We start from the raw sequence: 12925 nt of genomic DNA, 5'->3' as shown, positions 1-12925 counted from the left end.
TACATTTCAGGGAACATCAAAACCAGAAGACAAATTCTCAAGTACATGCAGGAATGGGAAATACTGCAGTAGCGAGGGCGGCTGCTCATAAGGATAAGACCATGCAAACCATACAACTGCAATGATCAGCAAAGATCCGGCGACAAATATCGCATAAGCTGTAAGATCGGAGCGGCTGTATTCTGCGATCACATCAAGACCAGACAGGATAATCAGTACCGGCCAGAGGTCCAGGAGAGCCCACCAGAAACCAGCCGGCAGCATGCCCATATTATTGAACAGCAACAGGATACCAGCCCCTATCAGCATCAGAGCCCCAAGGATACCGCTATGATATGTCACATGTTCACCTGCCACGTCTCAGGATTATCCATATACCAAGAAGAACCAGTAGAAGAGGCCACATAATGCGCCAGCTGAGCCACCAGAACAGATCCAGCCGATCGATCAGAAGCAGCAGGCCTAAAACAACCAGACCGATGCCCAGCCAGACACCTGACTTGCTCTCCTCTTTTTTGTTTTCAAGGTTTGCGGGAAGTTCCCCTGTCCGTATGGGATCATCTTCCTCCTCCGGGACAGATTCTTTTGCAGGTTCATTCTCTTGCGTACCTGCAGGAAGCTTCTTCCCTGATTTCTCTTCCTCAGGGACGATTATTGCCATCAGAATGTATACCCATATCATTAATCCTTCTGTTATGAAGGTGGTAATAACAAAGAGCAGCCTTATGAAAGTAGGATCTGTATCAAAGTATTTCCCCAAGCCTCCGGCTACCCCGGCAATCATACGGTCATCACGGCTTCTTTTAATTTTTTCCCTGTTCTGCATAAAAAATCACCTTTATATCCCTCTTCCTCCGGAATAATTGCATCTATTGGATACTTGCCCCATCATTGTATTTAAAGCGAACTGCAGGTAAGCACCATAAAGAAAATGAGCACGCATTAAGGTTCCCGTCCGGCCTGTGTGCCCATCCGTCATATATATATGTCACTTGAAAACTGATACTATAACGGGGAGATAAATATGAGCGTGGAAATAAGGACGATAGCAATAGCTACGGATGGCTCTGAGAATGTGAAGAATGCCGTGAAGTGGGGAATAGAACTGGCAAAGGCAAACGGTGCCAGGGTCAGTGCCCTTTATGTTGTACCTCACACAGGGGTCACTCTTGCAAAGTTTATAGAGGCTCCTAAGTGGGTTTTAGATATTCACTTTATGTTGTACCTCACACAGGGGTCACTCTTGCAATGCGCGGGGAGATGTGGTCAAAAGCACTGGAAAACCACCTGCGGGATGAGGGTAAGAAGGCCACTGAGTATGTGGCTGGTGTCGGCAAAGAAGCAGGTGTGGAAGTAGAGACGGTGGTGATCGATGATAAGACACCTGCAGACGGAATCGTTGATTTTGCCACAGAGAACGATATGGATCTGATAGTAATGGGAACCCTGGGGATAACCGGACTTAGCCATATACTGCTTGGCAGCGTCGCAGAGAATGTGGTAAGGCATGCAAAAAGACCGGTACTTGTCATTCCCTGAGACCCTCCTGGAGTTGCCCCATAAAGGGAAGAATTCCAATATGCCGGATTGTTCACAAAAGGCCGCAGCTCATGGTTATAACCATGGATTGTCTTAAGATCCCATGGATTATCTGAAAGATTTGAAATAGTCCCTTAAATCCCATGTATCATATAGAATATATTTTCCTGTTAACGCCGTTACATTAAATCACTTCGCTACGTTCTTCTTTTTGTTCACACCGTTAAGCATACAGTTATATGTTATAATCTATAAAGCGAATTATATCGAAGGCATTGATAATATCGGCAACATCGATAGAGACATTGATTCATGCAAAGATTAAAGACTGGATCATATTTTCGTTGTTGTCTCTGTTAACGCCTCTGATTTACAATCCATGTAACTAAGAGGAAAGCAAAATGACAGTAATCAACATAACCGGATGTCGGATGTTTGAGGATGAGATCATTGATACATTATGTAATGATCCAGAAATAGATGATATCCTGGTCTTTAAAAATGATGAATGTACCGGCATCGTGGAAAAGCTGACCAAAGCAGGTCTGCACCATAGGGTTATGTCTGTCGATGAGATCAAAAGGGCATACAGATATATGTCAGCATGGATAGTTATGTTGTCACGATCAATATTATGGGCCTTGCATTGCACGGAGATCCCCGGTCCCTTAAGGACCAGGTTTATGAAAATGTAAAACGGATCTCTTACTTTTCTGATGGTATCTTCCTGTTCTATGGTCTGTGCGGGAACGTGCTCAAGAAGATAGAAAAGGACCTGGAACAGTTACCATGTCCGGTATCTATCCTGAAGGACAACGATGGAAAGATAGTGGATGATTGCATCGGCGCAGTTGTGGGTGGAAGGAAGTCGTTCCTGAAAATGATATCCAGTTTTAACAGGAAGAGCGCACTCGTGATGACCCCGATGTGGGCCCAAAACTGGAAAGAGATGTTCAAGTACTGCGGTTTCATTGAAAATACCGATGATATCGATATGGCAAAGTTTGTCCTTGATTCAATGGGTTATGAAACAGTTGTGCAGATAAATACAGATACATCGTACACAGAGGGCTTCCAGGAGGAAATGGAAGAGTTTGCCGGCCTTTTCAGGCTGAACATATTAGAGATCCAAGGAAATCGCGATCTGATAAAAGATTCGTATGCCGACTTCAGAGAAATGGTAATGGCAGGCCATTCTGTTCCCAGGGTTGCCATTGGAGCTTCACAGGGCATTTTAAGTAAACAGCAGGTCACGGTCGTACCGCAGAGCATCAGAACATCCTGAATGTCTGAATATCTTCTGATTTTTTGTGGCCAGCTACCGGTAAAACCTGCAGTGCATGCTCAGTATCTGCTGGCAAGATAGGCCACAGCCATGTACCTGAAGAGTTTTCCTGCAAAGACAAGGATTGCAAAATAGCTGAACCTGTACCTTAAAAGTCCCCCTGCCACAGTGATTGCGTCCCCTATGCCTGGCAACCAGGTGAAAAGAAGGGAAAATGCCCCGTATTTTTTGAAACTTTCCTCTGCACGTTTGAGCTGATTGTCGGATATGTGCAAGTATTTGCTTATAACAAGGCTTCTCCCTGTATATCCTATATAGTAAGATGTACATGACCCCAGGAAATTTGCCACTGACGCCACAAGCACGACAGTATATATGTTGAAGTTACCAACGACCATCAGCACCACAAGTCCCTCAGAACCAAGTGGCAATATCGTTGAGGCCAGAAAACTTGTTATAAATAGGCTGATGTACCCATAATCAGTCAAAAGTGGCATTATATCTATCATGGCGGATCCTTATCCATTTTGCAAAGCTATAAATACATTCTTTATATATTTATTTATTTATACTTCAAAAACTGATATGATTGTCAGGCAGTTCATATGTTCGTTATCAGCTTTTTAACATCATTTCAGGTATTCAGTGTGGAAAGAACATCATTGTTATTGTTAATCCTTTTGTTTATGGCATCCCCGGCACATGCCGGGAAACCTGTAGTTGATACTATGCTGGATTTTACCCCTGACCTCTATCCCGGAGAATCTGGGCACTCTGAGATCTGGCCACACCTTTAAATCAAAAATCTAATTTAATGGCCTAATCCAATAATATTAATAAAAAACAAAATGCATCAAAGAAAAATTAAAGGGATCGATGACCCTTTTTATTCAACAAATTTATTCAACAAATACCATGGCAGCCAGAACAGTTGTCCATTTGCCGTCTGCATCTCCGTATGCGACCTGGCAGTAATGGGTAGTATCAAATATGTGTCCGCTGGCCTTATAGACCTGTTCTCTCTCATGCCATGCAGAATCAGCATCGAACTCCACACCAAGTGTTGTAGCAAGCATTGTAGCTGCCAGATCTTCAGCATACTCGCCCGCTTTTATTTCATCCTCACCAAAGGAATGGTGCTCGGAGATGTAACCATAGTTGTTCTCATTCACAGGGACTGCCGTTCCAACAGCCGCAGAAACAAGTCTGTGCGGTTCATTGGTATCATTACGTGCAAGGACGCAATGAACTATCTCTCCTGCCGGCAACTCCTGAAGTCCATCATCCTTGGACACCAGTTTACAATTAGGCGGAAGGATACTGGATACAGTAACAAGGTTGTATTTCTCGATTTGTGCAGCACGCAGCGCCAATTCAAAAGATGCTAACCGGTCTTTATGTACACCAACACCTTTTGTCAAAAAGCATTTTTTCGGAACCATTTTATCATCACTTTATATTATTATATATTATTATATTTATATTGATTTTCAGAAACTTATCGATTTCCATTTTCTTTACACAAACGTATCTCATCAATTCTGTGATGATGATTGAAAAAGCATACTAATATAAGAACATTATGAGTGATCAGAATTCCACAACAGGCTCAATGAAATACAAAAAAGCATCAGATGGTCTGGAAAGACATTTCAGGTGGATATCGGAGAAAAAACCATACAAAAGAAAAAGGTATTTTGGAGCCCATTTTAGAGCCCAAAATCTGTTTATGCTTCTACAACTTTTATGTTGAAGGTCAGTGCCTTGCCGGCAAGAGGATGATTCATATCAAGTGTTACGTTCTCATCGCTAATCTCACTGATCCTTGCAGGCATCTGCTGGCCATCGGTGGTTCCCACCATCAGCATCATTCCTTCAGTTAATTCCATGTCACATTGAATGACTGACCTTGGAACTGACTGGGCCAGAGCGGGGTTATGCTCACCATAAGCTTCAGCCGGCTCTATTCTGAATGTTTTCTCCTCGCCTGCTTCCATGCCCCTTACAGCTTCTTCAAAACCAGGAATGACCTGACCCGCACCTACTGTAAATTCAAGAGGCTGGTCATGGTTTGCAGAACTATCGAAAACAGTACCGTCATCAAGTGTGCCGGTGTAATCTATCTTTATTGTATCTCCGTCTTTTATTGGCAAAATATCAACTCGGTTTATACAAAAAACAAGCTTTCACTCATTTCTTGTTCAAAGGAGGGGACAACATTACTTAGGTGTTTTGGTTCATGAAAAAAACAGCATCTGCAGTCATGGGAACAAACACAGGCATCTATGCTTGACACAACAGGACTGTTCTTGTGCTGTCATGGACTATATATAATCGTATGACATTCTGTTTTTTAGATATGTTAGTGTCTGTGTGTTTTTGTTTGCAGGCAAAGAATAGCTTCTTAAAGTGCAGTAATAGTAAATGTAAAGGCATGCAGAATGATTATTGATGAACAGGACGAGAAGGCCCCCCTTAAAAAAATGATATTCGGTCTGGATGAAACAATTGAAAAGATCAAAACTGCAATATCTGATTTTGAATCCGGTCAGAGGATCAATGTCGCAATAATTGCATTGCCCTATGCAGGTAAATCCGAGCTTGTGGACGAGATTGTCAAAATGCACTCTCATGATGTGACAAAGATCACTTTTTCATCTATAATCAGCAATAAAGAAGAGATACCTTTACTTGAAGACAATAATAGGATAATGATCTTTGATAATTGCCATTACCTGTATATGCGAAAGATAGGTGGTTTTGATGTTCTTGAAGAGTTCCTTGAAATGGTGATCTCATCAGATGACAGGCTTTTCATAACAACATGGAACATCCATTCCTGGAATTATCTTAACAGGGTGATGGACATAGGGAGATATTTCCCGGTCCGGATAACTCTTCCTCAAATGGATCATGAGAACATGAAAAGGTTCTTGCTTTCAGAATATGCAGAAGATGAGATCCAGTTTATCAATGATAAAGAAGTAAAGGATGAGAAGATATTCAGGATAGTTAAAAGACCAATCGCAGAGAGGTTTACCCACAGCAGGATCAATCTGTACAGTCTGAAGATCAACTATATTGCACTTCAAACAATGCTCTTTAACAAAAAACCAGAAGAAACGGCAGAATCTATCATATTTAAAGAGATAGTAAAACTGTCACGTGGAAACCCGGGAGTTGCAAAGGAAATATGGGATAAATGGCTGGAACACCCCGTTATAAAAACAAGTAATATAGATACGATCGATACTGACATCGATCTTGACAGCACCGGAAGATTTGTTCTGTATCTTATTCTTTCAATGGGGCATATCAAAAAAGAAGAATTGAAAAATATACTGAACTGGAGTTGCAATGTTGACGACATGATCATCAACAAGATATTGTTTGAAATGCAGAATCAGGATGTCATAGTGAAGAAGGCTGAATACTACAGCGTGAAACCTGAAAGGCTGTATGTTGTGGTAAGGTATTTAGAGAACATAAGGCTGGTGTGGTAATGGTTGAATCTGAGGTTGATGCTTTTGTTACGACCTTCGGGCAGGTCGATACACAAACCGTGCTTGTATCTTTGGCTATCATAGCCATTGCAGTCCTGCTTGCAAAGATTGTAGCTTTTTTGCTGACAAAGCTATCTGAAATGTCATGGCGGTACAGGCTCCATCTCAAGACAATAATACCACTTTCTAAAGTGCTTATCTATTCCTTCGCTATATATTACATCCTGGCATCCATATTTGCACTTTCACTGAACCAGCTGGTACTTCTAAGTGGTCTTATTGGTGCTGCCATCGGTTTTGGTCTGAGGAACCTTTTTGAGGACATTGCAGCAGGAGTCATCATAGTCATGGAAAAGACATATCAGGTCGGTGACCGGATAGAGATGGGAAAGTACTATGGCGAGGTGAAGGATATAGGTCTGAGGGCCACACGCCTTGTCACTCCTGATGATGACCTGGTTTCAGCACCAAACAACCTGATATTTACAGAATGTGTCGCAAGTGGCAATTCAGGCAGTTCAGAAATGATGGCATCCCTTGATATCTATATAGAGAACGACTCTGACATAGACCTGGCAATGAAAATACTGAGGGAGGCTGTTGTTACCTCAAGGTTCGTCTACATATCACCTGAAAGGCCTGTCACTATTCTTCTGAATGACCATCCTTTCTACAAAAGTCTTAAAGCAAGGGCATATGTGAACGACCTGAGGGATGAGTTCGTGTTCAGGTCGGATATTACCAGGAGAACATGGAACGAGTTCTATAAAAGAGGCATAAGACCTCCGAAAGCTCATATTATGAGCCATGTTGAAAATACCTGATGGTTTTTAATTAATCTTCCGGACAGAATAGAAAGAAAAGAAATAATAAATGAAATTGTTCCCTGCATGCCGGCAATACAACATAAAAATACAACGCTATACAAGCACAACGTCAATTACGTACGGCATCCCAAAATATCTTTATACTACTTCCTATCCAATATGAGCGGTGCCTTCATGATAAAAAAACGAGATGCAATATTATTTTCATTAATAGTCGTTTCAGCAATAATGATCTTTACGCTTTTACAAAAAACAGACACTTTCTTACAGCTGATATACAGAGCATCCGGCTTGTTTGCATATTTTTTCATATTCCTGGCTATATTGTCATCTGAATATATGAGGCAGATGAAGAATGTCTTTGGAAAAGGGTTCATTGCTGTACATCATATACTTGCACGTATCGGTATCCTGCTGATGCTGGTCCACCCGGTAGCATTTGCAATTGAAAGGCGCAGCATCTCTGTTTTTGTACCGGTATTCCATCCCTTTACGGATTTTCTGGAGCTTGCCGGAAGGCCGGCCTTTTATTTGATACTGATAGCTGTTTTTGCCGCACTGTACAGGAAACGCATATCAGGTGGATGGAAGAAGATCCATTATCTCATATATCCTGCCTTTTTACTGACCTTTGCTCATGCCTGGCTGATAGGTACGGACCTCAATTCAGGATCAATGCAGTTTCTCTGGATAGTTATGGCTTTGACCGTGGCAGGGATATTTCTCCATAAACGTGTTGCCCTTTACAGGAAAAGCAAACACAAGAAACATATAGAGTGAATTTCTCATTTAATGTATAGTAAAAATGACTGTACGATAAAGAATAAATTATTAAGGAGAGTGGGTTCTTTGCCTTACAGAAGTATAAATGAACTACCATCAAATGTAAAGGATAATCTTCCAAAGCATGCCCGGGAAATATACAAAGAAGCGTTCAACAATGCATGGGACCAATATGCTGATCCGGAAGAGCGAAGAGGGGATGCCTCAAGAGAAGAAGTGGCTCATCGTGTTGCCTGGTCTGCTGTGAAGAACAAATATGAAAAGAACGAAAAGGGGGATTGGGTGGAGAAATAAGATGTTTTGAAACTCAATTTGCTATTAACCCTTTTTATTTAATATTACAATAATAATAATAAGAAGAAGAAGAAGAATAGTAATCAATATTCTTTTTTTCCAGTATCTGCTAAGCAGACATGCCAGCTAAATGGAGAATAAGTCATAGCAATCTTTTTTCCACACAAAAAATACTCCATATGAGAAAGGTGAGTTTAATATAGCATTCCAGAGAAATCATAGTATACCTGGCAAATGTCATAATCTGCCTGTAAAATGTGTTTGCAGGCCCGGAAATGACACGTTGCGAAAAAGAAAAAGGGAGTTTGAAAATGCCGTTGTTGTATCTGATATCCTGTCGCATGTTCGAAGATGAACTTGTCCATATATTCGAAGAAGATAAGAATGCACGCCTGATACTGGTAGAGAACGAGAATACAGAAGGTATTGAAAAGAAACTAACAGAAGTGGCAGTGAAATATGAAAAAGCAGGCATCAGTGACCTGCCTTCGCTTATTGGCACAGGTGATGTTACTGACCAGTTCACAGTTGTCCTCAACCTTCTTGAATTCGCATTGGACGCCGAGCCTGCTCTGCTCAAAGATAAAGTATATAGGTCTATTGAGGAAAACGGTGAACTATTTGACGGGATACTTGTGTTTTATGGTCTCTGCGGGAACGTGCTGGGTTCACTGGAAAAGGATTTTGCTTACCTGGGAATACCTGTAAGGATACTAAAGGATGCCCATGGGGAGATCGTAGATGATTGTATCTGTGCAGCATTTGAGAACAGGAATGCTTACGTAGAGGCTGTTATGGGGGAGAAGAGAGGGGAAGGCACTTACTTCCTTACACCGATGCAGGCGGCTAACTGGAGAGAGATGCTCGTCCTTGCCAAATTAGCACCTGATCCCGATGATACTGAAATGATGAAAATGGTCTTTGACTACTCTGGCTATAAATGTGTAGGAAAGGTGGATACCGGATTATGTTACGAAAAGGAGTTTGACAATATAGTGGATGACTTTGCCTCACTCTTTGATTTTGAAAAGATAATCTTCAAGGGCTCTACAAAGACAACGGATGAGTCTTATCGTTCTATTAAGGAAGAAATCGTTTAAAAGGTACCGTAACAGAATATGAGTTCCTTAATATGAGTTGCTTATACCTTTGTTACATAAGGATGGATTAAATGCATCCAGGTGCAGCCTGGAAAATACCTGGCTGCACATTAACAATACTGATACAATAATGATGAATGTTTCATTGCCCATACAAAGCTGCAAACTCTACAAAATCATAGAAATCCACATCCCCGTCTTTATCAAAATCAAAAAAAGGTTCATAGTTAGCATCTCCTGCCCTGGAATTATATGAACCTGCAAACCAGACGAAATCATAGAAATCTACAACACCATCACTATTGAAATCTCCTGGCCTTTGAGGAGGACTGTTGTCCTGGATCTCAATGATAATACCTGTTGAAACTGTTTCAAGGGCATTGCCTGCCTGATCGCTTAAGATAACATTGCTCAGATCCAGAGTCAGGCTATCTGAGGCTTGCGTATCCAGCGAAAACGTAACTGTGGCAAATGTGGCAGCTGTGGAAACCGTTTCATCACCAAGTATGCACCCATATACATCCTTTAGTAAATCATCTTCAATAATCCCTTTACTGAAAACAGTGTCCATGCCGCTCTGCTTAAAGAGGCTTCCCTCTTCTACATTCTCTATCCGGACCTTTGAAGCATCAAACACAAGATCAAGCTGCATTCCTGTGATCCCGGTATCAGGGGCGACAAATACATCTACAGTGAAAATGTCACCTGGTAAGATAACTTCAGCTGAAGGCCTGAGTGTAAGCTCCGATGCAATAGCACCCATACAATAGAAACTTAGCAGAACAGCCGGCAAAACTGCGATAATTATGGCCCTTTGAAAGGTTCGTTTTCTTGCAGACATCTCATTCTCCTGTCTGATAATAATGAAAAAGAAATGTTTAACTTATATACAGACTAAATTATAATATTATGATTATGTATTGAATGTTGATAAGCATTTGGAAACATTCATCCGTATTTAAGCTAAGCAGATCTATTAATTAAAAGAACTAAGAAGCTAGGATCAGTCAGCAAAAAGCGTTTCAGTTAGCAAGGTGTTCAATTACATTGGCTCCAACCGGAACCATTTAAATACATCGTATTTTGAATAATATAGATGGAAAAACAATGACAGTGAATGAAAACATAAAGAAAGTACTCAAAGAACTCGGAAAAACAAAACTTGTATGTGTCACAAAGACAGTGGACCCCCCCAGGATCAACGAAGCCATACAGGCAGGTGCCACCATCATAGGAGAGAACAGGATACAGGAATTTGAAGACAAATGTGATCATATCCTGCCATGTGAAAAGCACTTTATAGGACATCTGCAGACAAACAAGGTCAGACAGGCAGTTGACCATTTTGACGTGATACAGTCTGTGGATTCTGCAAAAATAGCAGAGGAGATAGATAAACGGGCAGGGGACATTGGAAAGATACAGGATGTCTTCCTTCAGGTCAATATAGGTGAAGAGCCCCAGAAGTTCGGTTTTGGTGTCGATGAGATAGAACAGGCCATAACAGAGATCAGCTTGCTTGGCAATGTCAGGATAACAGGACTTATGTGCATACCTCCTTATGTATCACCGGAGGAGGCACGTCCGTATTTCAGAAGAATGAAAATACTCTTTGACAGGATAAAACAGGATAGTATACAGAATGACAATATCATGCAGAACGGCAATATCGATCTCCTTGAGCTGTCCATGGGAATGTCAGGGGACTACAGGATTGCCATTGAAGAAGGAGCCACGATGGTGCGTATCGGCTCTGCAATATTCGGGGACAGGGAATACTGAGATGATCAGGTGCAGTGCATGCCAGATCTGCGTATATAGGGTACCCGGAATTATATAGTCTATAGAGCTTAACTTTATCAGGGCTTCATACTTAAAGCAGATGATATGGCATCCGTTGATGATAGAACAAAGGTACTGTTTATATGTGTCCACAATAGTGGAAGAAGCCAGATAGCTGAAGAGTATTTAAAAAGAATCGGAGGAGACCGGTTTGAAGTTGAAAGTGCCGGATTTAAACCCACGGGTCTTGACCCTCTGATAAAACAAGTCATGGAAGAGGACGGTTTTGACCTCAGAGATAAAAAGACTCAGGCTGTATGGGACCTCTTCAGGGAAGGAAGACTGTTCAAATATGTGATCACCGTATGTGACAGAGCAAATGAGGAAGAATGCCCTATATTTCCCAGGCCGTTTGTACAGTTGAACTGGCCTTTCCCTGATCCTGCAGCATTTACCGGGACAGAGGATGAAAAACTGGAACAGGCACGAACACTCAGGGATTCTATCAGGAAAAGGATACAGCAGTTTGTTGAAGAAACGAAAGAACCATCAAAATCATAAAAAATCCTGGGATTTTACATTTTTTATTTTCTATGTCTTCCGGCAGCTTGCTTCTAATAAAATCGCATTTCATCACCACAATTACAAATACCAAGTAAAATAAATATATTTGCTATGTGTTGAAATAATTAAGAATGTATTTATATAACAAGTTCATTTTTGAGAAGAGACTGATCTTTGTCTGTAGAGACAGAGCTGCCTTTTATTTGTGCATTGCACCGTTTTGGCATTTCCTGCCTTATTGACAGCTATCTCTGTGGGTTAGATAGTCCTTAAGAGGCATATAATGGAAAACAGGTGGTACAAATGAAAATAAATAGAAGCAGAATAACCTTAATGGTCATTGCAGCTCTGATCATAGCAATGGCATGTACAATAACAGCATCTTCTGCTGGTATTGACATCACGACCGGAAATGAGTATATTGAACAAAGTAATATAGTATTCCATTCCAATTCTGCCCCGGTGGAGGATTCTGATCAGAAGATCCTGTGGGACCTGACACATGGAGTATACGAAGATTACCAACCCTCTGGTCACTACAGTGACCTTGTGACTATTTTAAATGGTATGGGGTACACAGTCCAGACAACAGATATCGGCTTAAATAATGTCGACCTGTCAGAGTATGATATTCTGGTCATCTGTGTCGCTTCATCCCATGACACCCAATACAGCCCAGCAGACGTAGCTGCCATCGAAGAATTCGTGGCCAACGGCGGCGGTCTCCTGATAATGGGAGATAACACAGATACCCCGAATGAAAATATCCAGCCTGTGGCTGACCTATTCGGCACACAGCTAGGTGAATCGTACATTCGCCCATCGGACCTTAACATCACAAACACGGCATCCCATCCCATCTATGATGGTGTATCCCGGTTCATTTTCCGTGCGGCAGGTGAGATCTCAGGCTCGATCCCTTCTGAAGAAGTAGCATGGGACGATAATGGAAATGCTGTTATGACCGTGGTGAGCTGTCCGGGTAAGGTCGTGATCACAGGAGACTCCAATTTCTGCGAAAACTATTATATTGATTTGGAGGACAACGAGCAACTTACACGCAATATTTTCACCTGGCTTGGTGAACCATGTGAAGACCAGAGCATTCCTGATGAAAATCAGAGTATTCCGGAATTCCCGACCATTGCATTGCCAATGGCAGCAATAATCGGTCTGGCATTCTTCCTGCAGCGCAGGAAAGAGAAGTAAGGGTCCAGCCCTTGCTTTCATCTTTACTTCATGCTTTTT

General features: G+C 41.6%; 17 protein-coding genes. 11 read left to right on the top strand and 6 right to left on the bottom strand.

Annotated features, from left to right (window positions below):
* Nucleotides 1-6: 6 nt before the first annotated feature.
* Together V7O64_RS00850 and V7O64_RS00845 are read right to left on the bottom strand one after the other, a co-directional pair.
* Nucleotides 7-342: a LiaF transmembrane domain-containing protein gene (locus tag V7O64_RS00850; protein ID WP_407356144.1), complete on the bottom strand. Its 336-nt coding sequence runs from the start codon at nucleotides 340-342 to the stop codon at nucleotides 7-9.
* Between the two features lie 4 nt (nucleotides 343-346).
* Nucleotides 347-826, bottom strand: a complete 480-nt coding sequence (locus V7O64_RS00845) for a PspC domain-containing protein (RefSeq protein ID WP_407356143.1) — start codon at nucleotides 824-826, stop codon at nucleotides 347-349.
* A 198-nt stretch (nucleotides 827-1024) separates the two neighbouring features.
* Between V7O64_RS00845 and V7O64_RS00840 the strand changes: the two genes are divergently transcribed.
* From V7O64_RS00840 to V7O64_RS00830, 3 genes are all read left to right on the top strand, one after another.
* On the top strand, nucleotides 1025-1357 hold the full coding sequence (locus tag V7O64_RS00840) for a universal stress protein (protein WP_407356142.1): 333 nt from the start codon (nucleotides 1025-1027) through the stop codon (nucleotides 1355-1357).
* Entirely contained in the window at nucleotides 1249-1539 is a 291-nt protein-coding gene (locus tag V7O64_RS00835; RefSeq protein WP_407357360.1) for a universal stress protein, read from the top strand. The genes V7O64_RS00840 and V7O64_RS00835 overlap by 109 nt, the downstream gene beginning before the upstream one ends.
* Before the next feature lie 604 nt (nucleotides 1540-2143).
* Nucleotides 2144-2824, top strand: coding sequence for a DUF1638 domain-containing protein (locus V7O64_RS00830; protein ID WP_407356141.1), 681 nt, complete (start codon nucleotides 2144-2146; stop codon nucleotides 2822-2824).
* A 59-nt stretch (nucleotides 2825-2883) separates the two neighbouring features.
* Here the strand turns inward: V7O64_RS00830 and V7O64_RS00825 are convergent, their stop codons facing one another.
* From V7O64_RS00825 to V7O64_RS00815, 3 genes are all read right to left on the bottom strand, one after another.
* Nucleotides 2884-3255 (bottom strand): YqaA family protein, encoded by a 372-nt coding sequence (locus tag V7O64_RS00825; RefSeq protein ID WP_407356140.1) that lies wholly within the window; start codon nucleotides 3253-3255, stop codon nucleotides 2884-2886.
* A 468-nt stretch (nucleotides 3256-3723) separates the two neighbouring features.
* On the bottom strand, nucleotides 3724-4266 hold the full coding sequence (locus V7O64_RS00820) for a pyruvoyl-dependent arginine decarboxylase (RefSeq protein WP_407356139.1): 543 nt from the start codon (nucleotides 4264-4266) through the stop codon (nucleotides 3724-3726).
* Between the two features lie 285 nt (nucleotides 4267-4551).
* On the bottom strand, nucleotides 4552-4977 hold the full coding sequence (locus V7O64_RS00815) for a peptidylprolyl isomerase (protein WP_407356138.1): 426 nt from the start codon (nucleotides 4975-4977) through the stop codon (nucleotides 4552-4554).
* Nucleotides 4978-5265: 288 nt separating this feature from the next.
* Here V7O64_RS00815 and V7O64_RS00810 point away from each other — a divergent pair, with 288 nt between their 5' ends.
* The 5 genes from V7O64_RS00810 to V7O64_RS00790 all read left to right on the top strand — a co-directional run bounded on the left by V7O64_RS00810 (nucleotide 5266) and on the right by V7O64_RS00790 (nucleotide 9331).
* Nucleotides 5266-6327, top strand: coding sequence for a hypothetical protein (locus V7O64_RS00810; RefSeq protein WP_407356137.1), 1062 nt, complete (start codon nucleotides 5266-5268; stop codon nucleotides 6325-6327).
* A complete protein-coding gene (locus V7O64_RS00805) occupies nucleotides 6327-7151 on the top strand; it encodes a mechanosensitive ion channel family protein (RefSeq protein WP_407356136.1) in 825 nt (274 codons plus the stop codon). The genes V7O64_RS00810 and V7O64_RS00805 overlap by 1 nt, the downstream gene beginning before the upstream one ends.
* 177 nt (nucleotides 7152-7328) lie before the next feature.
* On the top strand, nucleotides 7329-7934 hold the full coding sequence (locus V7O64_RS00800; protein WP_407356135.1) for a ferric reductase-like transmembrane domain-containing protein: 606 nt from the start codon (nucleotides 7329-7331) through the stop codon (nucleotides 7932-7934).
* Nucleotides 7935-8003: 69 nt separating this feature from the next.
* Nucleotides 8004-8231, top strand: a complete 228-nt coding sequence (locus V7O64_RS00795; RefSeq protein WP_407356134.1) for a ChaB family protein — start codon at nucleotides 8004-8006, stop codon at nucleotides 8229-8231.
* A gap of 311 nt (nucleotides 8232-8542) precedes the next feature.
* A complete protein-coding gene (locus V7O64_RS00790) occupies nucleotides 8543-9331 on the top strand; it encodes a DUF1638 domain-containing protein (RefSeq protein ID WP_407356133.1) in 789 nt (262 codons plus the stop codon).
* 142 nt (nucleotides 9332-9473) lie between these two features.
* Here the strand turns inward: V7O64_RS00790 and V7O64_RS00785 are convergent, their stop codons facing one another.
* The gene (locus V7O64_RS00785; RefSeq protein WP_407356132.1) at nucleotides 9474-10172 is read right to left on the bottom strand and encodes a cohesin domain-containing protein; all 699 of its coding nucleotides are present in this window, start codon (nucleotides 10170-10172) and stop codon (nucleotides 9474-9476) included.
* Nucleotides 10173-10438: 266 nt separating this feature from the next.
* Here V7O64_RS00785 and V7O64_RS00780 point away from each other — a divergent pair, with 266 nt between their 5' ends.
* From V7O64_RS00780 to V7O64_RS00770, 3 genes are all read left to right on the top strand, one after another.
* Entirely contained in the window at nucleotides 10439-11113 is a 675-nt protein-coding gene (locus V7O64_RS00780) for a YggS family pyridoxal phosphate-dependent enzyme (RefSeq protein WP_407356131.1), read from the top strand.
* Nucleotides 11114-11218: 105 nt separating this feature from the next.
* The gene (locus V7O64_RS00775; protein ID WP_407356130.1) at nucleotides 11219-11674 is read left to right on the top strand and encodes an arsenate reductase ArsC; all 456 of its coding nucleotides are present in this window, start codon (nucleotides 11219-11221) and stop codon (nucleotides 11672-11674) included.
* Nucleotides 11675-11980: 306 nt separating this feature from the next.
* Entirely contained in the window at nucleotides 11981-12886 is a 906-nt protein-coding gene (locus tag V7O64_RS00770) for a DUF4350 domain-containing protein (RefSeq protein ID WP_407356129.1), read from the top strand.
* Nucleotides 12887-12925 lie beyond the last annotated feature (39 nt).

The sequence above is a fragment of the Methanolobus sp. WCC5 genome (assembly GCF_045690325.1).
GTDB lineage: Archaea > Halobacteriota > Methanosarcinia > Methanosarcinales > Methanosarcinaceae > Methanolobus.
Note: the sequence above shows the minus strand (reverse complement) of the source record. Positions and strands in the feature narration are given on the sequence as shown.

Excerpts from the sequence above, each read along its gene's own strand:
- V7O64_RS00845 (WP_407356143.1), bottom strand. The coding sequence starts at position 826 with ATGCAGAACAGGGAAAAAATTAAAAGAAGCCGTGATGACCGTATGATT.
- V7O64_RS00840 (WP_407356142.1), top strand. The coding sequence starts at position 1,025 with ATGAGCGTGGAAATAAGGACGATAGCAATAGCTACGGATGGCTCTGAG.
- V7O64_RS00835 (WP_407357360.1), top strand. The coding sequence starts at position 1,249 with ATGCGCGGGGAGATGTGGTCAAAAGCACTGGAAAACCACCTGCGGGAT.
- V7O64_RS00830 (WP_407356141.1), top strand. The coding sequence starts at position 2,144 with ATGGATAGTTATGTTGTCACGATCAATATTATGGGCCTTGCATTGCAC.
- V7O64_RS00820 (WP_407356139.1), bottom strand. The coding sequence starts at position 4,266 with ATGGTTCCGAAAAAATGCTTTTTGACAAAAGGTGTTGGTGTACATAAA.
- V7O64_RS00810 (WP_407356137.1), top strand. The coding sequence starts at position 5,266 with ATGATTATTGATGAACAGGACGAGAAGGCCCCCCTTAAAAAAATGATA.
- V7O64_RS00805 (WP_407356136.1), top strand. The coding sequence starts at position 6,327 with ATGGTTGAATCTGAGGTTGATGCTTTTGTTACGACCTTCGGGCAGGTC.
- V7O64_RS00800 (WP_407356135.1), top strand. The coding sequence starts at position 7,329 with ATGATAAAAAAACGAGATGCAATATTATTTTCATTAATAGTCGTTTCA.
- V7O64_RS00790 (WP_407356133.1), top strand. The coding sequence starts at position 8,543 with ATGCCGTTGTTGTATCTGATATCCTGTCGCATGTTCGAAGATGAACTT.
- V7O64_RS00785 (WP_407356132.1), bottom strand. The coding sequence starts at position 10,172 with ATGTCTGCAAGAAAACGAACCTTTCAAAGGGCCATAATTATCGCAGTT.
- V7O64_RS00780 (WP_407356131.1), top strand. The coding sequence starts at position 10,439 with ATGACAGTGAATGAAAACATAAAGAAAGTACTCAAAGAACTCGGAAAA.
- V7O64_RS00775 (WP_407356130.1), top strand. The coding sequence starts at position 11,219 with ATGGCATCCGTTGATGATAGAACAAAGGTACTGTTTATATGTGTCCAC.
- V7O64_RS00770 (WP_407356129.1), top strand. The coding sequence starts at position 11,981 with ATGAAAATAAATAGAAGCAGAATAACCTTAATGGTCATTGCAGCTCTG.